The organism is Kitasatospora sp. CM 4170 (assembly GCF_032110285.1).
Classification (GTDB): domain Bacteria; phylum Actinomycetota; class Actinomycetes; order Streptomycetales; family Streptomycetaceae; genus Kitasatospora; species Kitasatospora aburaviensis.
Map to the genome: position 1 here is coordinate 2,133,528 of NZ_CP134877.1, position 21,945 is coordinate 2,155,472.

The following is a 21,945-nucleotide window of genomic DNA, read 5'->3' on the forward strand; positions in this document are numbered from 1 at the left end:
GCGGCGGTAACCCTCCACCGGCTGCACCCACCCCCTGGGGCGACCCCCGGCGGTCCCGCACGACCGCCCCGGTCCTGCCCCGGTCCTCCCCCGCTGCTGCCCGATCCGACCCGGCCGGGCCGCCGGCCGGCCGGGATCAGTCGAGGTACTGCAGGGCGATCCGGCAGTGGGCGGCCCGGGTGCGCAACGCGAGCTCGCCGGCCGGCTCCGCAGCGGCCGCGAACGGCCCGGTCTCCTCCCCGGCCCGAGCCTCGACCCGGTCCCGGCGCGCGGCGCGGCCCGTGGCCGCCGCGACGGCGGGGGCGCCGACGCGGCGGCGCAGCGGCAGGGCGTTCGGCTCGGCGACGGCGACGACGGTCCGGTACTCACTCATGGCGGGCGCTTCCTTCCGGATGGCTGCGGGCCGCAGGTCCGGGCCCGTGACTCCAGTGGAGCGCGCAGCCGCCGCGGATGCGGCCGCCCTTGACGCGGGCCGTACGCCCACGGGCCGCCCCTTGACGGCTTCCTGACGCCCGGGCGCCCGATCGGGCGCGCCCCCGCCGCCCGGGCCGGGCCCGGGGCATCGACGGCGCGCACCCGGGACGGGAGCCCGGCCGGGTCGGGACGGTCCCGTCCGCCGGCCGGGCCCGGGGCCGGGACCGATCCGGGCGGGAAAGGCGGCCGGTGCCCCAGGTGTTCGGGACAGCGGGTGGCGGAGCGTGGACGGCAGTCCGGTTCGCCGGGCGGTCCCCCTCCCGTCCACACCACCACCGAGGTCCCACCATGACCGCACAGTCCGCGCTGCTCGCCCCGTACGACACCCGCACCGCCGAGTGCCTACCGGACCTGCTCCGCGCGCAGGCCGCCGAGCGGCCCGACGCCACGGCCGTCGTCGCCGACGGCGAACGCCTCGGATTCCGGCAGCTCGAAGCGGCCGCCGACGCGCTGGCCGACCGCCTGCACCACCTCGGCGTGCGGGCCGACGACTGCGTCGGCCTGTTCGTGGAGCCGTCGCTGGAGCTGATGACCGGGGTCTGGGGCATCCTCTGCGCGGGGGCCGCCTACCTGCCGCTCTCCCCGGAGTACCCGGAGGAGCGGATCCGCTACATGATCGAGTCCAGCCGGACCGGGGTGGTCGTCACCCAGGAGCACCTCCGGGCCCGGCTGGCCGAACTCGCCCCGCAGGGCACCCGGATCCTCGTCGCGGGCGCGCACCCGGGGATCCCGGCCGGCCGCACCGCGCCGCCCGGGCCCGGCGCCCCGCCGGACGCGCACGCCGAGCCCGGCGCGCACCCGATCCCCGGCCAGAGCCACGGCCCCGGCGAGCCCGCCCCCGGCCCCCACCCCTCCTCGCTGGCCTACGTCGTCTTCACCTCCGGCTCCACCGGCCGGCCCAAGGGCGTGATGATCGAGCACCGCAGCATCGTCTCCCAGCTGCGCTGGCTGGGCGCCCACGGCCACCTCGGCCCCGGCACCACGGTGCTGCAGAAGACGCCGATGAGCTTCGACGCGGCGCAGTGGGAGATCCTCGCGCCGGCCGCCGGTGCCCGGGTGGTGATGGGCGCACCGGGCATCCACCGCGACCCCGAGCGCCTGCTCGCCACCGTCCGGGAGCACGGCGTGAACACCCTGCAGTGCGTGCCCACCCTGCTCCAGGCCCTGGTGGAGAACGAGGAGTTGGCCGGCTGCACCTCCCTGCGCCGGGTCTACTCGGGCGGCGAGCCGCTCTCCCGCCGCCTGGCGCGGTCGGTGCTCACCGCACTGCCGCAGGCGTCCCTGGTCAACCTCTACGGGCCGACCGAGTGCACGATCAACGCGACCGCGCACCTGGTCGACCCCGGCGACCTCGGCGGGGAGGCCGGATCGGTGCCGATCGGGCTGCCGGTCGACCACACCCGCTGCTTCGTCCTGGACGAGGACCTGGCGCCGGTCGAGCCCGGCGCGACCGGTGAGCTGCACCTCGCGGGCGTCCAGCTCGCCCGCGGCTACCTGCACCGGCCCGACCTGACGGCGGAACGGTTCGTCTCCTCGCCGCACCTGCCCGGCGAGCGCCTGTACCGCACGGGCGACCTCGTCCACTGGAACCCGGACGGCACCCTGCAGTGCACCGGCCGGGCCGACAACCAGGTCAAACTGCGCGGCTACCGGGTCGAGCTGGACGAGATCGCACTCGCCGTCGAGGAGCACACCTGGGTGCGGCGGGCCGCGGCCGTGGTCACCGGTGATCCGCGCACCGGCCGGCCGACCCTGGTGGCCTGCGTCGAGCTCAACCCCCGCGAGGCGGCCCTGATGGACCAGGGCAACCACGGCGGCCACCACCAGTCCAAGGCCGGCCGGGTCCAGGTGCGCGCCCAGCTGTCGGACCCCGGGGTCCGGACCGCGGACGACCTGGCCGGCCGGCCCGTGGTGGCACTGCCCGGCCGCCGGGAGACCGGGCGGCAGCGCCGGGAGACGTTCGCCCGCAAGACCTACCGCTGCTACCAGGACGGGCCGGTCACCCGGGACGAGCTGCTCGCGCTGCTGGCCCCGCGCCCGGCCGCGCCGGCCGCGCGCCGGACGGACGGGCCCGACCTCTCCGAACTCGGCACGATCCTCCGGTGGTTCGGGCAGTTCCACAGCGAGGAGCGGCTGCTGCCGAAGTACGCCTACGCCTCGCCCGGCGCGCTCTACGCCACCCAGCTCTACCTGGAGACCGGCGGCACCGGCGGCCCGGCCGGACTCCCGTCGGGCGTGTACTACTACCACCCCGTCGAGCACACCCTGGTGCGGGTCGGTGACGCCGCCGCCGGCGGCCCGGGCCTGACCGTGCACTTCCTGGGCCGGCACGGGGCGATCGAGCCGGTGTACCGCAACAACATCCAGGAGGTGCTGGAGTTCGAGGCCGGCCACATGGTGGGCGTCTTCGAGGAGGTACTGCCCGGGTACGGGCTGGCGATCCGGCCGCTCGGCCACCACCGGGAGGTCCAGGACCGGCTGGACGTCGCCCCGGAGGACCACTACCTCGGCAGCTTCGCGATCGGCCCGGAGGACGGCCTCGCCCCGCCGCGCCGCACCGAGCTCCTCATCCAGGCTCATCCGGGCCGGGTCGAGGGTCTGCCCGCCGGTCAGTACCGTTACGCGGACGGCGAGTTGGCGCGGATCTCGGACGCCCTGGTCGAGTCGCGGCAGGTGATCGCGATCAACCAGCAGGTGTACCGGCGGGCCGCGTTCGGCATCACCGCGCTCGGCCGGGCCGAGCAGTCCTGGCTGGCCTACCTCGACCTCGGCACCGAGCTGCACCACCTGCAGCGCCGGGGCGTGGCGCTCGGCCTCGGACTGATGTCCTCGGGCTACAGCTCGAAGTCCGGGCACCCGCTGCCGTCGGCGCGGCGGATCGACGCCGTGCTCACGGAGTGCGGGATCGCCACCGCCCCGTCGTACTTCTTCCTCGGCGGGCGGGTCGGCGAGGAGCAGATCCGCAGCGAGGGCATGGTGGAGGACGCCGTCCACATGAAGGGGCCGGCCGAGATCGTCCGGGACGAACTGGCCGCCCTGCTGCCCGACTACATGGTCCCCAACCGGGTGCTGGTGCTGGACGAGCTGCCGCTGACCGCCAACGGCAAGGTCGACCTGAAGGCGCTGGCCGCCCGCGAGGAGGTCCGCGGCACGCCGGCGGGCGGCCCGTTCGTGGCCCCGGCGACACCGACCGAGCAGCGGCTCGCCGGGGCCTGGGCCGCGGCGCTGAAGTACCCGGACGTCTCGGCGGCGGACGAGTTCTTCGCCGTCGGCGGCAACTCGCTGAGCGCCGTGGCGCTGATCAACCGGGTCAACCGGGAGTTCGGCACCCGGCTGCCGATGCAGGTGCTGTTCGCCGCCCCGAAGCTGGCGGACCTGGCCGCCCGGATCGACGCCGGCGCCGGCGAGCCCGCCTCGCGGCTGGTGCCGCTGCACCGCGGGGCCACCGGGGAGCCGGTGTTCTGCTGGCCGGGGCTCGGCGGCTACCCGATGAACCTGCGGCTGCTCGGCGGCCGGACGGGCCGGCCGTTCTACGGCGTCCAGGCGTACGGCCTGAACGCCGGCGAGACGCCGTACCCGACGGTCCGGGAGACGGCCGCCGCCGACCTCGCCGAGATCCGCCGGGTGCAGCCCGCGGGCCCCTACACCCTCTGGGGGTACTCCTTCGGGGCCCGGGTGGCCTTCGAGACCGCCTGGCAGCTGGAGCAGGCCGGCGAGCGGGTCGCGGACCTGCTGCTGATCTGCCCCGGCAACCCGGAGGTGCGCCGGGCCGACGGCGAGCGGTACGGGCGCGAGTCCTCCTACCGCAACCCGGCCTACCTGACCATCCTGTACTCGGTGTTCGCCGGCTCGATCAGCGGGCCCGGGCTGGAGGCCTGCCTCGCACAGGTGCGGGACGAGGACGGCTTCACCGCCTTCGTCCACCACCGCTTCCCGGAGCTGGACGAGGAGTTGATCCGCCGGATCACCCGGATCGTCGGGGAGACCTACGAGTTCGAGTACAGCTTCCGCGAACTGGCCGAACGGCGCCTGGCGGCCCCGGTGACGATCGTCAAGGCGACCGGCGACGAGTACGCCTTCCTGGAGGGCCGGTCCGGCTACTCCAGCGCTCCGCCGACCGTGCTGTCGCTGGCCGGCGACCACTACGGCGTGCTGCGGGAGCAGGGCATCGACGAGCTGGTCACGGCCATCCACGGCCGACCGGGGCGGTAGCGCCGGCGCGTGGCGCCGCCCGGTGAACCACCGGGCGGCGCCACGTCGTTCAAATGCGAAGCACGGAAGGCGCCTTGACGTACCGTGTGGGGCGTGGCCGCCCGCGGCCGCCGAGGAACCGGGGACGACGCACCGTGCGTCCGAACCGTGCGACGGCGAATATAGGCGCCCGCAAGGAAGACCATATGGGTCAAGGGAATCCTGAGGGTGCGGGGGCACCATGGGAACGGCGCCACTTTCAGGAGGAAACATTGAGCGACGACCGGTTCGACTCCGTCCAGATCCCGCACCCGCTTGCCGTCCTGGAACAGATCGAGCAGGACCACGACGCCGAGCAGGAAGCCGAGTTGCGAGCCGACGACGCACCCTGGGGAGAGGTGCTGGCCAGGTACATCGACGTGCTCACCGAGCTGATCGCCTCGCAGCCGGCACAGCCGCCGGAGGTCGAGGAGGAGTGAGCCGCGGGCGGGGGAGAGCGTGAAAGCGGAGCGAAAGAGTCGTGAAACCGGGTGCCCATAGCATGCGGGGCATGACGTCGCAGGCACCGGGGACCCGCACGCGGGCGGGGCAGCGGTCGGCGGCCCGGCGGTGGGCCGCCGGGCCGGCCGCGCTACTCGCCGCCGCGGGTGGGCGCCCGCCCGTCCGGGCCGGACGGGGGCAGCAGGCCCAGCTCGGCCGCCCTCACCCCCGCCTGGAAGCGGGAGTTGGCCCCGAGCAGGGCCATGATCTCCGCCACGTAGCGCCGGTAGGTGCGCACCGAGACGGTCAGGTCGCGGGCGGCGACCTCGTCGGTGACACCGGCCCGCAGCGCGCCCAGGATCTGGCGGGCGAAGGCGGCCCGCGCGCGGTCGCCGAAGACGATCCGCTCGTTGGCCGGCACGGCGGTACGCCACACGTTGTCGAAGAGGATGTGCAGCGTGTGGATCACCTCGGGCACCCGGATCACCGAGGCACGTCGGGCGACGGCCGTACCGGTGACCACCAGCGCGGTGGTCCCGTCGGCGATGATCGCCTGCAGTGGTGGGACCCTCGCGACGCGCACCGCGACCGGGCGCTCCCGGCCGAGCTGCTCGCGGACGAACTCGTCGTCGAGCATCTCGGGCGAGCTGAGCAGCCGGACGCAGACGGCCGGGTCCGCACTGTAGAGCAGTTGCCGCTCGGAGCGCCCCTGTCGGCCCTCGCCGGCGACGCGCCGGGCGTGCACGATGTCGATGCTGGTCGTGGCCCCCACGATGATCTCGTGCGCGGTGTCGAGGACGGCGTCGTAGTCGCCCTCCACGTTGCTGAGCATCCGGTCGGTGGAGTAGCGGTCCCGGTGCATGGCGACGGTCGACTCGATCATCGCGCTGACTTCGAGCAGGGCCTCCTCCAGCTCGTCCTCGGCCCGGTTCGGCACCATGCTCCTCGTCTCCCCGACGGCTGCGTCCGTCGTCTCTCCCGCGCCGCGGGCCTGTTCCCCGCCGTTTCGGGGGCCTGCTCCGGTCGTCTCAGCCATGGGTGGAGAGCAGCCCCAGTTCGACGGCCCGGACTCCCGCCTGGAAGCGGGAGTTGGCGCCCAGTTCGCGCATGATCTCGGCCACGTGGCGACGGTACGTGCGGAGCGAGACGTTCAGTTCCTGGGCGGCGGCCTCGTCGGTGTGGCCCTCGCTCAGCATCTCCAGGATGCGCCGGGCCGGGTCCTTGACCAGCCGGGGACTCAGGCCCAGGTGGTCGACCAGCGGGCGGGCGCGCGTCCAGGCGCTGGCGAAGAGCAGGTCGAGCGCGCGGACGACGGCCGGGTCGTTGACCGTGACGGCGTTGCCGCCGCTGTGCTCGGCCCCGGAGCGGACCAGCGCGCCGCGGCCGTCGACGATCAACGCCTCGCGCAGCTCGGTCTCCGACACCCGGATCTCCACCCGGGGGCCGCGCAGCCGGCGGGCGAGGGCGATGGCGGTGTCGATGCCGTTGCCCACGCAGAGCACCCGGACCACCAGCCCCTCCTGGACGGACGGGGTGGCGGGACCGCCGCCGGCGGCGCGGGCCTGGTCCGCGGACCACCGGGCGGCCAGCGCGGCCAGCGCGGGTGCCGCGCGGGCTGCGAACTCGCCGGTGGTGGGGAGCGCCAGGCCCACCGAACGCCGGGCGCCGCTCACCAGTTGGTCGAGCGCCTCGCCGAGCGTCTCCGCCTCCGTCCGCGCGACGGGCGGCGGACCGCCCGACCGTCGCCGGTGCAGCGATACCGTGGACTCGATCAGGGCTCGGGCCTGGAGCAACGCCTGCTCCACCCGCTCCGCATGGACCTGCGAAATGACCGCCTCCAAGGCAGCCGCGTTCTTCTGCTCCACCATTCCTCGCCCCCGTTGATCCACCCCGTACTACTCCCTGCGCACGACCCGGGCCGGCGGCGCCGGCCGTGCGATACACCGGCCACCGGATCGGTACTTGACAGTTCGTCACGAATGACAAGGGTCGCGCGACGGGACATAGATCATCGCTGACACTAGTTCGTCCGTCCCTGAGCGTCAACGAATGTACGCAGGCTGAAACCGGTCGCTACACCAGGCCCTTCGGGGGGCGCACAGTCCCGTCATGCGGGAGGCAAGAAGATGCCACCGCCCGCCCGAACAGGTGGTCGGTCACTCCGCTTCTGACACCCCGGGCGACGCCCCACTCACCATCCGTAGCACCCCGAGCCGTTTCAGGCCACCGCCCACTCCGGCGCCGGAGAGTCGCCCTACGTTCTCACCGTGACCCCGGCGACCACCTTCAGTCCGACGGTCACCGTTCCGCCCCTCGCCCCACTCGGTCCACCGCTGCGCCGGCATGCGCCGACGCGTGGCCTTCTCCCCCGCTTGACCGCCCTGAGATCCACCGAGCCATGGAGAGAACGATGGACGTCCCCACCCAGACCATCGCCGACCTGCTTCTCGCTGCCGCCGAACGGCAGCCCGCCCACGGTGTCCGCTACTGCTCCGGCGGCGCCGGCACCGACCACCACGACCAGACCCACCCCGAACTCCTCGACGAGGCACGCCGCCTGCTGGCCGGCCTGCGCACCCGCGGCCTCCGCCCCGGGGACAAGGTCGTCCTGCTGCTGGAGCGGCACTCCGACTTCCTGCCCGCCTTCTGGGCCGCCGTGCTCGGTGGCTTCGTTCCCTGCCCGATGGCGCCGCTGCGCGGCGACCAGGACCGCTGGGCCGCCCAACTGGCCCACGTGAACGCCCTACTGGACAGCCCGCTGGTCATCACCAGCGAGGCGATCGCGGCCGAGCTGCCCCGGGTGGACGGCCTCGCCGTCGCCACGCTCACCGCCCTGTCCGAGGAGGGCGGGCGCCCCGCCGAGGAGCTGCACCGGGCGCAGCCGTCGGACGTCGCCGTCCTGGTGCTGACCTCCGGCTCGACCGGCAACTCCAAGGCCGTGGAGCTCAGCCACGCCAACCTGCTGGCGTCGATGGCCGCGAAGAACGGCTACCACCGGCTCACCGCCGCCGACACCAGCCTCAACTGGGTCTCCTTCGACCACGTGGCCGCCCTGCTGGAGTGCCATCTGCTGCCGCTGTCCGTCGGCTGCCGGCAGGTCCACGCACCGGCCCAGGTGGTGCTCGGCGAACCGCTGGAGTTCCTGCGGCTGATCTCCGAGCACGGGGTGACCATGACCTTCACCCCGAACTTCCTGCTGGGCCTGCTCAACGCCGCCGCCGACGGCATGTCGCCGGCGGACCGGGAACGGCTGGACCTGTCCCGACTGCGGCACATCGTCAGCGGCGGCGAGGCGGTGGTCTGCACCACCGGCACCGCCTTCCTCGACCGGTACGCGCCTTACGGGCTGCGCCGTGACGCGCTCTGGCCCGCGTTCGGCATGACGGAGACCTGCGCCGGCAGCATCTACTCACTGGGCTTCCCGCACAGTGACGAGGGCCGGGAGTTCGCCAGCCTCGGCATGCCGGTGGCCGGACTGCGGATCAGGGTCGCCGACCCCGGGGACCGCGCGCTGCCCGAGGGCGAGGTCGGCGAACTCCAGCTGAGCGGACCGATGATCACCCGCGGCTACCACAACAACGAGGCCGCCACCCGCGCCGCGTTCACCGCCGACGGCTGGTTCCGCAGCGGCGACCTCGGCCGGATCGACGAGGGCAGACTCACCCTCGTCGGCCGCAGCAAGGACAGCGTGATCGTCAACGGGGTCAACTACTTCAGCCACGAGATCGAGGCCGCTCTGGAGCAACTGGACGGCGTGGCAGGCTCGTTCGTCGCGGCCTTCCCCACCCGCCCGGCCGGTGCGGACACCGAGCAGCTGGTGGTGGCCTTCCACTGCGAGGTGCCCGAGGAGGACGAGGCCGGCCGCTACCGGGTGCTGGCCGCGGTGCGCAGCACCGTGGTGATGCACTGGGGCTTCCGCCCGGCGCTGATCCTGCCGCTTCCGACGGACACCTTCCCCAAGACCAGCCTCGGCAAGATCCAGCGGGCGCTGATGCGTCACCGTCTGGAGTCCGGCCACTACGCACAGCAGATCGTCGCCGTCGAGGAGTTGAGGGACCGTCGGCTCGGTGGGTACACCGCGCCGGAGGGCGATACGGAGCGCGTCCTCACCGAGATCTACGGCGAGCTGTTCGACCTCGACCCGGCCCGGATCAGCGCCACCGCCAGCTTCTTCGACCTCGGCGGCACGTCGCTGGACATCCTGCGGCTGCGCAGCAAGGTCGCGGAGCGGCTGGGTGCGGACGACCTGCAGATCATCACGGTGCTGACCGCGCCGACCGTACGCTCGCTCGCGGGCGCTCTCGCCGGGCTGCGGGGGCCCGACGAGACCGCCTACGACCCGATCGTGCCGATGCAGCTGAGCGGCGACAAGACGCCGCTGTTCTGCGTCCACCCGGGGGTCGGCGAGGTGCTGGTCTTCGTCAACCTGGCCCACTACTTCGTGGGGGACCGGCCGTTCTACGCGCTGCGCGCCCGCGGGTTCAACGAGGGCGAGAAGCCGTTCCGGACCTTCGAGGAGATGGTCGACACCTACGTCGCCGCGATCCGCGCCCGGCAGCCGCACGGTCCGTACGCCGTCGCCGGCTACTCCTACGGCGGCGCGGTCGCCTTCGAGATCGCCAAGGTGCTGGAGTCGGAGGGCGAGCGGGTCGACTTCGTCGGCAGCTTCAACCTGCCGCCGAACATCAAGTACCGGATGGACGAGCTCGACTTCGCCGAGACCGCCGTCAACCTGGCCTTCTTCCTGGCGCTCGTCGACAGGAAGCAGGCCCGGGAGCTGCCCGACCAGCTGCGCGGCCTCCCCCGGGAGCTGCAGACGGCCCGCCTGCTGGCCCTCGCGCCCGCCGAGCGGATCGCCGAACTCGATCTGGACATCGAGAAGTTCGCCGCCTGGGCGGAGCTCGCCGACCGGCTCACCGACCTGGGCCGCAGCTACCGGCCGGAGGGCAGCGTCCGCCGGATGTCGGTGTTCCACGCGATCCCGCTGCGGGGCACCAAGGAGGACTGGCTGGAGAACGAGCTGCGGCGCTGGGACGACTTCACCGAGGAGCCGAACCGGTACGTCGAAGTACCCGGCGAGCACTACACGCTGATGAGCCCGCAGCACGTGGCGGCGTTCCAGGCGATTCTGCGCAAGGAGCTGGACCTGGCGATGGGAGAGGGCAAGTGAAGGGCAGCAAGATCCTGGTGACCGGCGGGACCGGTCAGGTCGCCCGGCCGGTGGCGGAGGCGCTCGTCGAGCAGGGGAACGAGGTCTGGTGCCTGGGCCGCTTCGGCACCCCGGGAGTCGAGGACGAGCTGCGGGCGCGGGGCATCACCACCTGGCGCTGGGACATGGAGGACGACAGCGAGTACGCCTTCAAGGGCGTGCCGGAGGACTTCACCCACGTCATCCACTCGGCGGTCCGGCGCGGCGACGACGGCGACTTCAACCGGGCGATCGACGTCAACGTCTCGGCCACCGGCCGGCTGATGGCGCACTGCCGCACCGCGGAGTCCTTCCTCTACGTCTCGACCGGTGCGCTCTACGCCCGGCAGACGCTGGACCACGCCTACACCGAGGACGACCCGATCGACGGCGTCGCCGACTGGCTGCCGGCCTACCCGGTGGGCAAGATCGCCACCGAGGGCGCGGTCCGCGCGCTGGCCCGGGTACTGGGCCTGCCGACCACCATCGCCCGGCTCAACATCGCCTACGGGCCCGGCGGTTACGGCGGCGTGCCGATGCTCTACTTCCAGCGGATGCTCGCCGGCCAGCCGATCCCGGTGCCGCTGGAGGGCCAGAACTGGTGCTCGCTGCTGTACACCAGCGACCTGGTCCGGCAGGTGCCGCACCTGTGGGCGGCGGCCTCGGTGCCGGCGACCCTGGTCAACTGGGGCGGCGACGAGGCGGTCGGGATCACCGACTGCGTGCGCTACATCGAGGAGCTCACCGGGGTGCCGGCCGACCTGGTGCCGAGCGAAGTCACCCGGGAGACCTACCAGTTCGACCCGACCCGGCGCCGCGCGCTGACCGGTCCGTGCGAGGTCGACTGGCGCGACGGCATCCGCCTGACCCTCGAAGCCCTGTACCCCGACCACATCCGCCGCTGAGGAGAGCCACCCTGATGAGTGTCGACTACGCCGACCTTTCCCTCGTCGACGACCTCGGCGGCGCCGACCGCCGCGGCGACCACGACAACCTCGCCGTCGTCCACGCCGCCTACCGGGCCTTCCACGACCGGGACCTCGCCGCGCTGCTGGCGACCATGGACCCGGGCATCGAGTGGGTCCACCCGGACGGACTCGCCCCGTACGGGCTCGGCGGCACCAAGCTGGGCCACGCGGGCGTCCGGGAGTTCCTGGCCAAGGTGCCGACCGTCCTGGGCGGGATGCGGCTGGAGCCGCAGGAGTTCGTCCGCTCCGGCGACCGCGTGGTGGTCTTCGGCGTCCGCGCCGTCACCTCGCTGAGCGGGCGCACCGAGACCCTGTCGTTCGTCCACTCGTGGACGTTCCGCGACGGCCGGGCGGTGCGGATGGAGGACATCTTCGACACCGTCGTCTTCGCCCGGCTGATCGACGGCTGAGCGACGGCTGAGCGGCACGCCGGCCGGGGCGTGCCGGACGTCCCCGCCGGAACCCTGCCTCAAGTCTCCATAGAATTTCTATATTCGCGCTCTCATCGGATCGGCCTCGCGGCAGAGGCGATCCGCAGAGGATAGATAGGGGCGCCATAGCCGCCGGACCCATGCTCTCTCCACCGAGAAGCACGGAGTCCGGAGGCGACGATGGAGACCACCAGCACCGACACCGCTGTCGAAGAACGGCAGTGGCCGCAGTACCTCGACCTCGAACTGCTGCTCAGCGAGCCGGACCTGCTGGCCGTCGCGCTGCCGACCCGCAGTCTGGACGTCGGCCACGCCGGTGGCTGCGGGTAGGGCGGCACGCCCTGGCGTGCCGGCCCGCAGGGGGAGGCCGGGCCGTCCGCCCCGCGGTGGTGCGCGGGGCGGACGGCCCGGGCGGCCGGTCAGACGGCCACGGCCGTCCGGCACTCCTCCAGGGCGACGAGGCGCACCAGCGGGGCGAACCGGTACCGCAGCTCGGACCGGTCCTCGGCGGCGGTGAGCAGCCGGGCCCCGGTCAGCGACTCCAGGACCTCCTCGGCGTCCCGCTCGGACGAGCCGAGCAGGGCGGCGGCATCGGCGGGGGTCCAGCTGTCGGCGTCCGCCCGGGCGAGCACTCCCAGGGCGCCCCGGGCGACGGGGTCGAGACCGGGCAGACCGGAACCCAGCCGGGCCCGGACGTCGAGGTCGTCCAGGCGCAACTCGTCCAGCCGGTGCTCGGCCGGGGTGAGCCGGTCGGCGAGCCGGGCCGGTGACCAGTGCGGATGGGCGGCCAGCCGGGCGGCACAGACCCGCAGGGCGAGCGGCAGGCGCTCGCACAGCTCGACGATCCGCGCGGTCGCGGCCGGGTCGGCGGACACCCGCTCGCGACCGGCCGCGGCGAGCAGCTGGTAGGCGCCGGGGAAGTCCAGCGGACCGACCTGGAACCGCCGGGCGCCCTCCAGCACGCCGAGCGCGGCCCGGCTGGTGACCAGGGTCCGGCTGCGGCTCTCCGCGGTGAGCAGCGGGCGGACCTGGCGGTCGTCGGCGGCGTTGTCCAGCACCACCAGGACGTGCCGGCCGGCGAGCCGGCTGCGGTAGAGCCGGACCCGCTCGTCCAGGGCGTCGGGCAGCTCGGGCCGGTCGGCGCCGAGGGCGCGCAGGAAGCCGCCGAGCACCGCGCCGGGGTCGCGCGGGGTGCCGTCGGGGGTGCTCAGGTCCGCGTAGAGGTGCCCGTCCGGGAAGTCGTCCCGGACGAGGTGCGCGGCGTGCACGGCGAGCGCGGACTTGCCGGTCCCGGCCCCACCGGTCAGCACCACCGGGCCGACCGGGGCCGCCGGGTCCTCGACGGCGGCCCCGGTTGCCGGGCCGTCGACCCGGACCCCGCGCAGGGCGGCCGCCAGGGCCGTGAGGTGGCGCTCCCGGCCGATGAAGTCGGCGGTGGCGGGCGGCAGCATCGCCGGGACCAGCCCGCCGCGCTCCTCCCCACCGGGCGGTGCGGCGACGATCGGGCGGGTGGTACCGGGCGGCTCGGCATCGGGCCGGGCGGTCGGCGTCAGCACCGCGGCCGACCGGTCGGGTACCCCGGGGTGGCTGAGGTCCCCGGTGAGCACCTGGTGGTGGAGCCGGCGCAGCGCCGGTCCCGGGTCCACGCCCAGGTCCTCGGCGAGCAGCCGCCGACCGGCCTCGTACACCTCCAGCGCGTCGCCCTGCCGGTCACAGCGGTACAGGCCGATCATCAGCTGCCCGCGCAGCCGCTCCCGGGTGGGGTGTTCGGCGACCAGGCGGAGCAGTTCGGGCACGGCCGCCCGGTGGCCGCCGAGGGCGAGCTCCGCCTCGATGCGGTCCTCCAGCACGGCGAGCCGGCTCTCCTCCAGTGCCGGCAGCTCCTTCTCGGCGAGCTGCGGGGTGACGCCGGTGAGCGGTTCGCCCCGCCACTGCCCGAGCGCGGCGGAGAGCAGTTCGGCCGCACGGGCGTAGGCGCCGTTCTCCAGGGCGCGGTGGCCGAGGTCGGCGTCGCGCCGGAACTCGCGCAGGTCCAGCCGGGCCGGCCCGATGTCCAGCCGGTAGCCCGGGCCCCGCCGGACCAGATCGACGAGCGGGCCGAGCCGCCCGCGCAACCGGGAGGCGTAGGTGTGCAGTTGGGCGGTCCAGGTGGCCGGCGGGTCCCAGCCCCAGATCAGGGTGGAGAGCCGGTCGTCGGGGAGCAGCCGACCGTCGGCCAGCAGCAGGGCGGCCAGGACCGAGCGCTGCTTGGCGCCGTCCAACGGGATCTCCCGCCCCCCGGCGGTCGCCTCCACCGGGCCGAGCAGGCGGAACTCCAACGCGGCCGTGGCCGCTGGGACGAACTGCGGGGACCGGGCGGGCGGCACCTCGTCGGCCCGGGCGCCGCGGTCCGCCGCCCGGGTCCGGGCCGGCGGCGGCGAGGTCCGGGCAGGCGGAGGCGAGGTCCGGGCAGGCCGGTGCTCTGCCGCCGGGCCGGCCGGCCGGGTGAGAGCGCGGCGCTGTGAAACGGGCTCGAAAGCGAAACGGAATCCCTGCCGTTCCGCCTCCGGCTCCGCGGAGGCGGCGGCCCCGGCTCCGGGCTGCGGATCGCCCGGCTGCGGATCGCCCGCGTGTGGATCGCCGGGGTACATCTCACCGGGGTGCGGCTGACCGGGGTGCGGGGTGGCGGGGCCGGCCGGCGGCGCGGCCAGCCAGGCCTCGTCGGCGAGCACCGCGTCGTGCAGCTGCCGCAGCCGGGGGCCGGGCTCGATGCCGAGCTCCTCGGCGAAGAGCCGGCGGGCCTCCCGGTAGGTCTCCAGCGCCTCGGCCCGCAGACCGGACCGGTACTGGGCGAGCATCAGCTGGGCCCGGGCCTGTTCGCGCAGTCCGTGCTCGGCGAGGAACGAGGTCAGCTCGCCGATGAGTTCGCGGTGCCGGCCGAGGTCGAGCCGGAGGGCGGTGAACTCCTCGTGGACGGCGAGGCGCTGCTCGTCGAGCCGGGCCGCCTCGGCCGCCACCCGCCCTGCGGCCACGCCTTCGAGCGCGCGGCCGCGCCAGAGACCGAGTGCCTGCTCCAGCAGCCCGGCCGCCGCGGCGGTGCGCCCGCGCTGCCGCGCATCACGGGCCTCGGCCACGAGTTCCTCGAACTCGGCCGCGTCGATGCGGTGGGCGCCGGTGGCGAGCAGGTAGCCGGGGTGGGAGGTGACGATCAGGTCGTCCGCCCCGACCGCCGCCTTGAAGGCCTTGCGCAGCCCGGAGACGCAGATGGCGATCTGGTTCACGAACGTGGTCGGCGGCGAGCCCTGCCAGACGGCCTCGGCGAGGGTGTCGACCGAGACGACGTGGTTGGCGGAGAGCAGCAGCATGGCGAGGATGGTGCGCTGCCGGGCTCCGGAGAGCGGGACCGGTCGGCCGTCCACCTGGACGTCCAGGGGGCCGAGGATCCTGAAAACCACCTGGAGCATCAGCCGCCTCCCCTCGGCCGCAGCCGTGTGGTGAGCCGGCCGCATCCGTTGTTGATCTTCCAAGATTGGTCGTTCTTACCAGCCGCTTCTCGGCAGCGACAAGCGGACCTGCAGGAACGTGTCACGATCGGCGCACCGGCCGCGGCTCGGCACGTTCCCAGCGCACCGGCGGTGCCGGCCGGTCCGGCGGCCCGGTCGGCGCCCTGCGGGCGGCCGGTGCCAGCACCGCGGCCAGCACCGCGGTGAGGGCGGCCAGTTCGTCACCGGTGGGCCGGCCGCGGAGCACCCGCAGCAGCGGCCCGCACGGGCCGGGACTGCACGGGCCGGGCCCGGCGGGGGCGTGGGCGGCGCTCACTGCGGCGGGTTCCCGTGCTTGCGGGCCGGCAGCAGCGCGTGCTTGGTCGCCAGCATGTCGAGCGCCGCGATCAGGGTGGCCCGGGTCTCGGCCGGGTCGATGACGTCGTCCACCAGGCCGCGCTCGGCCGCGTAGTACGGGTGCATCAGCTCGGCGGTGTACTCCTTGACCAGCTGGGCGCGCGTGGCGTCCGGCGTGTCGGAGGCGGCGATCTCCCGGCGGAAGACGACGTTGGCGGCGCCCTCGGCGCCCATGACGGCGATCTCGTTGGTCGGCCAGGCGTAGGACAGGTCGGCGCCGATCGAGCGGGAGTCCATCACGATGTACGCGCCGCCGTAGGCCTTGCGCAGGATCAGCTGCACCCGGGGCACGGTGGCGTTGCAGTACGCGTACAGCAGCTTGGCGCCGTGCCGGATGATGCCGCCGTGCTCCTGGTCCACCCCGGGCAGGAAGCCGGGCACGTCGACCAGGGTGACCAGCGGGATGCTGAAGGCGTCGCAGAACTGCACGAAGCGCGCGGCCTTCTCGGAGGCGTGGATGTCCAGCACGCCGGCCAGCGACTGCGGCTGACTGGCCACCACGCCCACCAGCCGGCCGCCGAGCCGGGCCAGCACGCAGAGCACGCTGGCCGCCCAGTGCTCGTGGACCTCCAGGTACTCGCCGTGGTCGACGATCTCCTCGATCACCTTGCGCATGTCGTACGGGCGGTTGCCGTCGACCGGCACCAGGTCGAGCAGCGCGTCGTTGCGGCGGTCCACCGGGTCGTCGTTGACGACGGTCGGCGGCATCTCGCGGCTGTTCTGCGGCAGCAGCGAGAGGAGGTAGCGGACCTCCTCGATGCAGGACTGCTCGTCGTCGTAGGCGAAGTGCGAGACGCCGGAGACCCCGGAGTGGACGTCGGCGCCGCCGAGGCCGTTCTGGCTGATCTTCTCGCCGGTCACGGCCTGGACCACGTCCGGGCCGGTGATGAACATCTGCGAGGTCTCGCGGACCATGAACACGAAGTCGGTCAGGGCCGGCGAGTACGCGGCGCCGCCGGCGCACGGGCCGAGCATCACCGAGATCTGCGGGATGACGCCGGAGGCCCGGGTGTTGCGCTGGAAGATGCCGCCGTAGCCGGCCAGGGCGGTGACGCCCTCCTGGATGCGGGCGCCGGCGCCGTCGTTCAGCGAGACCAGCGGCGCACCGGCCGCGATGGCCATGTCCATGATCTTGTGGATCTTCTGCGCGTGGGCCTCGCCCAGCGCGCCGCCGAAGATCCGGAAGTCGTGCGCGTAGCTGAAGACCGTGCGGCCGTGCACGGTGCCCCAGCCGACGACGACGCCGTCGGTGTGCGGCTTCTTCGCCTCCAGGCCGAAGCCGGTGGCGCGGTGCCGCCGCAGCGGCTCCACCTCGCGGAACGAACCCTCGTCGAAGAGCAGGTCGAGCCGCTCACGGACGGTCAGCTTGCCCTTTCCGCGCTGGGCCCCGGTGGCCCTCGGGTCTCCCGCGCGGATCCCGGCCCGCAGGCTCCGCAGCTCCTCGACCCGGTCACGCATGGTGGATGCGGCGGCCGCGGTCGTCATGGTGTCCGGCACCGGCCATCCCCTCCTTCTGCTCCTCGACGGTTCCCCGACGGTAGGCAGCGCCCGTGGCGGCGCGCCACGGTTCACCCGGCGCCGGTCCGCAAGCTGAACCGGCCGACCCGCTCCGCGCCCCCGCGCCGCCCGGAGTGGCCACAAGCTGCCACGGCGCAGGTGCGCGATCGGGTGACGGTGCGATGCTGCATCCCCACGCACTGCGATCGCGACATTTCGATCGCACACCACCCGCCAGTCCGAACCGTCCCCGCGGGCCCGTCCCGGGCGGGGCCGCCGGACCCCGCCGGACGCCAAGGAGTGTCATGTTCACACGGATCGGACGGTTCGTCGTCCGCCGCCCGTGGCTGGTCGTCATCGCCTGGCTGGTCGCGGCGGTCGCCCTGACCGTCCTCTCGCCCAAGCTGGAATCGACCACCGACCAGGCCGAGTTCCTGCCCTCGCACTACGAGTCCGTCCAGGTGGCCGACCTGGAGAAGCGCGCCTTCCCGGGACAGGATCAGCCCGCCGCGCTCGGCGTGTTCCAGCGCACGGACGGCGGTGCGCTGACCGACGGCGACAAGGCCGACGTGCAGAAGGTGGCCGCCGGCCTCCAGGCCAAGCAGTACCCCCACCTCAACAAGGTCCAGGCCGACCCGGGCAGCGTCTCCCCCGACGGCCGGATCGCGCTCGCGCAGATCTACGCCGACACCAAGAACGTCTACGAGCCGGCCGTCACCGACGACGTCAAGCAGCTGCGGGCGGACGCCAAGGAGCTGCTGAGCGCCACCGGCCTCAAGCTCGGCGTGACCGGGGCGGCGGCCAGCGCACTGGACGCCCAGGAGTCCGGCAGCAACACCGACGGCATGATCATGATGGCCACCCTGCTGCTGATCGTCGTCCTGCTGGGCGTCATCTTCCGCAGCCCGCTCATCGCCCTGCTGCCGGTGATCGTGATCGCCCTGGTCTACCTGACCGCCATCGGCCTGATCTCCACCGCCAGCGAGGTCTTCGGGCTGACCGCCGACGCCTCGGTCTCCACCATGCTGATCGTGGTGCTGTTCGGTGTCGGCACCGACTACCTGCTCTTCCTGCTCTTCCGCTACCGCGAGTTCCTGCGCGCCGGGCTGGAGCCGCGGCCCGCGATGGCCGAGGCCGTCGCCCGCGTCGGCGAGACCATCGCCTCCGCGGCCGGCGCCGTGGTGGTGGCCTTCCTGGCGCTCACCCTCTCCACCATGGGCATGCTGCGCGCCATGGGCCCCGCCCTAGCGATCGCCGTCGCGGTCAGCCTGGTGGCCGGCGTCACCCTGGTGCCGGCGGTGTTCGCGCTGCTCGGCCGGGCCGCCTTCTGGCCGTCGAAGGCCTGGAAGCGTGAGCCGAAGAACGCCCTCGCCCAGCGGGTCGGCGGCCTGACGGCCCGTCGGCCGGGTCTGGTGGCCGGCGTCTCCGGCGGCCTGCTCGTGGTCCTCGCGCTCGGCGCCCTCGGCTTCAAGGCCGACTTCGACACCGGCGGGTCGATGCCGAAGAACCTGGAGTCGGTCCAGGCCATGGACGACCTGCAGGCCGGCTTCTCGGCCGGCCGGGCCGAGCCGACCCTGGTCTTCCTGGAGAACACCTCCGGCGGCAGGCTGCCCGAGGACCAGCTGGCCGCCTACCGCGACAAGCTCGCCGGTATCGAGGGCGTCGCCCAGGTCGCGCCCGCGGCACCGAACACCGACGGCTCGGTCGTCCAGTACAGCGTCTCGCTGAAGTACCGGCCGATGGAGGACAAGGCGATCGACCTGGTCGACGGAACGCTCCGGGACCAGGCGCACGCCGCCGCCCCGGCCGGCAGCCGGGCCCTGGTCGGCGGCACCACCGCCGTGATGGCCGACATCCGCACCGCCGTCGAGCGCGACTACACCGTGGTCTTCCCGGTCGCCGGGCTCGCCATCATGCTGATCCTCGGCCTGCTGCTGCGTAGCGTGGTCGCCCCCTGGTTCCTGATGCTCTCGGTCGGCCTCGGCTTCGCCGGCACGCTCGGCGCGACGGTCTGGCTGTTCCAGGGCATCAAGGGCAACGACGGCGTGCTGTTCAGCCTGCCGGTGCTGGTCTACCTCTTCGTGGTGGCCATCGGCACCGACTACAACATCCTGATGGTCGCCCGGCTCCGCGAGGAGATCCGCGGCGGCAGCGACCCGCGGGCGGCGATCAGGCACGCCGTCGCCCGGTCGGCCCCGACCATGGGCGCGGCGGCCGTCATCCTGGCCGGCACCTTCGGCGTGCTGATGCTCGCCGACAACTCGATGCTCCAGCAGATGGGCTTCGCCGTGGCGTTCGGCATCCTGCTGACCGCCTTCGTGATGGCGCTCTTCCTCGTTCCCGCCACCACCACGCTGCTGGGCCGCCGCGCCTGGTGGCCGGGGCTGGCGCAGCAGGAACCGGCCCCGGCCGGCGAGGAGCCCGTCCTGGTCGGCAGCGGCCGCACCACCGGCTGAGCCCGCACGGGTACGGCGAAGGGGGCCACCTCACCGGTGGCCCCCTTCGCCGTTTCCCGCGTTCGGGGAGCGTCAGGCGCTGCGGTGCTCGACCAGGCCGACCAGGGCGGCCAGGGCCGCGCGGGCCGGGACGTCCGGCAGGGCGGCCAGGGCGTCCCGGGCATCCGTCGCGCAGGCGTGCAGCAGCTCCCGGGCGCGCGCCTCGGCGCTGGAGTTGCGCATCAGCTCGGCCGCCCGCCGCCGGTCGCGGTCGTCGGCCAGCGGTCCGGCCTCCAGCAGGCCGCGCAGCTCGGCGGCGCGCGGCCCGTCCTCGCTGAGCGCGAGCAGCACCGGCAGGGTCCGCACGCCGACCGCGAGGTCGAGCGCGGCGTCCTTGCCGGAGTCCTGCGGCTCGGAGGCGAAGTCGAGCAGGTCGTCGGAGAGCTGGAAGACGATGCCGAGCTGCTCGCCGTACTCCGCCAGCGCCCGGACGGCCGGTTCGGGCGCGCCCGTCACCTCGGCGCCCAGGCGCACCGCGAGGGACAGCAGCGAGGCGGTCTTGTCGGCGATCACCGCGAAGTGGTGGGTGAGCGGGGACTCCCCCGCCTCAGGTCCGGTCAACTCCCGCAGCTGCCCGCGGACCAGGCGCTCGGCGGCCTCGCCCTGCAGCCGGATCGCGCCTTCGCCGAGGTCGGCGGCGAGCTGCCCGGCCTTGACCAGCAGTCGGTCCCCGAGCAGGACGGCCGTCCGGTTGCCCCAGCGGGCCGGGGCGCTCGGGACGCCGTGCCGGCTGCGGGCGCCGTCCATCACGTCGTCGTGGTGCAGGGAGGCGACGTGCACCAGCTCGACCAGGGCGGCCGCGGCCGGTATCCGGCCGGCCGCCGGCCCGCCCGTCCCGCGCGCCGCGGTGCCGAACTCGGCCGCGAGCAGCACCAACAGCGGCCGCAGCCGCTTGCCGCCGGCCTCGATCAGGTACCGGGACCAATCGGCGACCAGCGCACTGGGGACGTCGGACGCCGTCTCGCGCAGCCGTGACTCGGCGGCGGCCAGGCCGCGGTGAAGCCGGGCGGTGAGCCCCGGGTCGGCGAGATCCAGGCGGCTCACGAGGGAGTCCGGCCGTGGCTCGGCGGTCAGCGTGGTCATGGTTCCTCCAGGCGGAGCGTCAGCACGGTCGTTCGAACCCGACCCTAGGAGTCCTGCCACCCGAATCGGGCCGTCTCACCGAAAGGGTGGCAACAAGCTGTCAGCGGACCGCCGACGAGAACGGCCGCCGGGCCGCGGTCCGTGTGGGGACGGACCGGGGCCCGGCGGCCGTGGTACCGCGGGTGGCCGTGCGGGGGCGTCGATGACGGCCGGCGGCTGGGGCGGTGCTCGGTGCCGGGGGGGTGGCGGGCGGTCAGGCGCCCATCGCCTCCACCAGGCTCTTCGGACGCATGTCCGTCCAGTGGGTGTTCACGTACTCGAGGCAGGACTCGCGGCTCTCCTGGCCGTGCACGACGGTCCAGCCGGCCGGCACCTCGGCGAAGGCCGGCCAGAGCGAGTGCTGGTTCTCCTCGTTGACGAGGACGTAGTAGGAGGCGCTGTCGTCCTCGAACGGGTTGGTCGCCATGATGCGGGGCTCCTGTCGGATGGTTGGGGATGGAACGTCGTCCTGTTGAACTGTCGTCAAAACCATGGGTTCACCGGGGTGGAGCGGCCTTCGGGACGGTCAGTGCGCGCCCGCGGTGGCGGCCGCCATGCGGTGGCGCACCGCGGAGACGAAGCCCGGCAGCCGGTCGACGCCCCAGAACCGCTGGAAGCCGTCGATGAAGTACGGCACCCCGAATACACCGTCCCGGTAGGGCGCGTTGAGCGCCTTCAGGCCGCGGCTTCGCACCTCCGGGTCCTGCCAGGCACCGCCCAGCAGCCCGGGGTCGAGGCCGAGCGCTGCGCCGAGGCCGCCCACCACCTCGGGGTCGGAGATGTCCATCCCCTCCTCCCACCGGGCCCGGTAGGCCGCGTCGATGAACTGCCGCCCGTGACCGTGCTCCTCGGCCACCAGGTAGGCCAGGTGCGAGACCTCCCAGCGGGGCTCGCGGTCCACCGGCCAGACCATGCGCAGCTCCCGCTCCCGGGCCAGCCGGCGGACGTCCTGCAGGACGTAGAGGTACTTCTCCCGGGACATCGCCACGTAGGGCAGCTGGACGCCGGTGGCCTCCAGGTGGTCGTGGTGGGCGTCGTCCGGCTCCCAGAACGGCAGCCAGTCGATCGCCTCCGCGACATCGGGGTAGCGCGTGACCAGATCCCGGTAGGCCATCCAGGAATACGCGCTGCCGAAGGAGAAGTACCACCGCGGTGGCTTTCTCGCCATCACCGCCTCCAAGGAATTCGCGAGGAATTGCCGAACTGATTTCTATCGGGGCC

General features: G+C 73.8%; 16 protein-coding genes. 7 read left to right on the top strand and 9 right to left on the bottom strand.

Features of this window, described 5'->3' with window-relative positions; translation table 11 throughout:
• Positions 1–136: 136 nt before the first annotated feature.
• A complete protein-coding gene (locus tag RMN57_RS08500; protein ID WP_313762778.1) occupies positions 137–373 on the bottom strand; it encodes a hypothetical protein in 237 nt (78 codons plus the stop codon).
• A gap of 389 nt (positions 374–762) precedes the next feature.
• On the opposite strand from RMN57_RS08500, the gene RMN57_RS08505 reads away from it, so the two are divergent.
• Positions 763–4,686, top strand: coding sequence for an amino acid adenylation domain-containing protein (locus tag RMN57_RS08505; RefSeq protein WP_313762779.1), 3,924 nt, complete (start codon positions 763–765; stop codon positions 4,684–4,686).
• A gap of 251 nt (positions 4,687–4,937) precedes the next feature.
• Complete coding sequence (locus RMN57_RS08510) at positions 4,938–5,144, top strand: DUF6269 family protein (protein ID WP_313762780.1); 207 nt, start codon at positions 4,938–4,940, stop codon at positions 5,142–5,144.
• Between the two features lie 152 nt (positions 5,145–5,296).
• On the opposite strand, the gene RMN57_RS08515 is transcribed toward RMN57_RS08510, so the two are convergent.
• Together RMN57_RS08515 and RMN57_RS08520 are read right to left on the bottom strand one after the other, a co-directional pair.
• Positions 5,297–6,085, bottom strand: a complete 789-nt coding sequence (locus RMN57_RS08515) for a TrmB family transcriptional regulator sugar-binding domain-containing protein (RefSeq protein ID WP_313762781.1) — start codon at positions 6,083–6,085, stop codon at positions 5,297–5,299.
• A gap of 88 nt (positions 6,086–6,173) precedes the next feature.
• Positions 6,174–7,013, bottom strand: a complete 840-nt coding sequence (locus RMN57_RS08520; RefSeq protein ID WP_313762782.1) for a LuxR C-terminal-related transcriptional regulator — start codon at positions 7,011–7,013, stop codon at positions 6,174–6,176.
• Positions 7,014–7,555: 542 nt separating this feature from the next.
• Here RMN57_RS08520 and RMN57_RS08525 point away from each other — a divergent pair.
• From RMN57_RS08525 to RMN57_RS08540, 4 genes are all read left to right on the top strand, one after another.
• Positions 7,556–10,315: a non-ribosomal peptide synthetase gene (locus RMN57_RS08525; RefSeq protein WP_313762783.1), complete on the top strand. Its 2,760-nt coding sequence runs from the start codon at positions 7,556–7,558 to the stop codon at positions 10,313–10,315.
• Entirely contained in the window at positions 10,312–11,238 is a 927-nt protein-coding gene (locus RMN57_RS08530; protein WP_313762784.1) for an NAD(P)-dependent oxidoreductase, read from the top strand. Before RMN57_RS08525 ends, RMN57_RS08530 begins: the two co-directional genes overlap by 4 nt.
• Before the next feature lie 14 nt (positions 11,239–11,252).
• On the top strand, positions 11,253–11,711 hold the full coding sequence (locus tag RMN57_RS08535) for a nuclear transport factor 2 family protein (RefSeq protein ID WP_313762785.1): 459 nt from the start codon (positions 11,253–11,255) through the stop codon (positions 11,709–11,711).
• 201 nt (positions 11,712–11,912) lie between these two features.
• Positions 11,913–12,062, top strand: coding sequence for a hypothetical protein (locus tag RMN57_RS08540; protein ID WP_313762786.1), 150 nt, complete (start codon positions 11,913–11,915; stop codon positions 12,060–12,062).
• Positions 12,063–12,151: 89 nt separating this feature from the next.
• On the opposite strand, the gene RMN57_RS08545 is transcribed toward RMN57_RS08540, so the two are convergent.
• The 3 genes from RMN57_RS08545 to RMN57_RS08555 all read right to left on the bottom strand — a co-directional run bounded on the left by RMN57_RS08545 (position 12,152) and on the right by RMN57_RS08555 (position 17,095).
• On the bottom strand, positions 12,152–15,175 hold the full coding sequence (locus RMN57_RS08545) for a BTAD domain-containing putative transcriptional regulator (RefSeq protein WP_313762787.1): 3,024 nt from the start codon (positions 15,173–15,175) through the stop codon (positions 12,152–12,154).
• A gap of 121 nt (positions 15,176–15,296) precedes the next feature.
• A complete protein-coding gene (locus RMN57_RS08550; RefSeq protein ID WP_313762788.1) occupies positions 15,297–15,530 on the bottom strand; it encodes an acyl-CoA carboxylase epsilon subunit in 234 nt (77 codons plus the stop codon).
• A complete protein-coding gene (locus RMN57_RS08555) occupies positions 15,527–17,095 on the bottom strand; it encodes an acyl-CoA carboxylase subunit beta (protein ID WP_313767749.1) in 1,569 nt (522 codons plus the stop codon). The genes RMN57_RS08550 and RMN57_RS08555 overlap by 4 nt, the downstream gene beginning before the upstream one ends.
• 317 nt (positions 17,096–17,412) lie before the next feature.
• On the opposite strand from RMN57_RS08555, the gene RMN57_RS08560 reads away from it, so the two are divergent.
• A complete protein-coding gene (locus tag RMN57_RS08560) occupies positions 17,413–19,563 on the top strand; it encodes an MMPL family transporter (protein ID WP_313762789.1) in 2,151 nt (716 codons plus the stop codon).
• Between the two features lie 72 nt (positions 19,564–19,635).
• Here RMN57_RS08560 and RMN57_RS08565 read toward each other — a convergent pair whose 3' ends face one another.
• The 3 genes from RMN57_RS08565 to RMN57_RS08575 form a co-directional block, all read right to left on the bottom strand.
• Complete coding sequence (locus tag RMN57_RS08565) at positions 19,636–20,685, bottom strand: polyprenyl synthetase family protein (RefSeq protein ID WP_313762790.1); 1,050 nt, start codon at positions 20,683–20,685, stop codon at positions 19,636–19,638.
• 253 nt (positions 20,686–20,938) lie between these two features.
• On the bottom strand, positions 20,939–21,151 hold the full coding sequence (locus RMN57_RS08570) for an MbtH family protein (protein WP_176190830.1): 213 nt from the start codon (positions 21,149–21,151) through the stop codon (positions 20,939–20,941).
• 99 nt (positions 21,152–21,250) lie between these two features.
• Positions 21,251–21,892, bottom strand: coding sequence for a DsbA family protein (locus RMN57_RS08575; protein WP_313762791.1), 642 nt, complete (start codon positions 21,890–21,892; stop codon positions 21,251–21,253).
• Between the last annotated feature and the right edge of the window lie 53 nt (positions 21,893–21,945).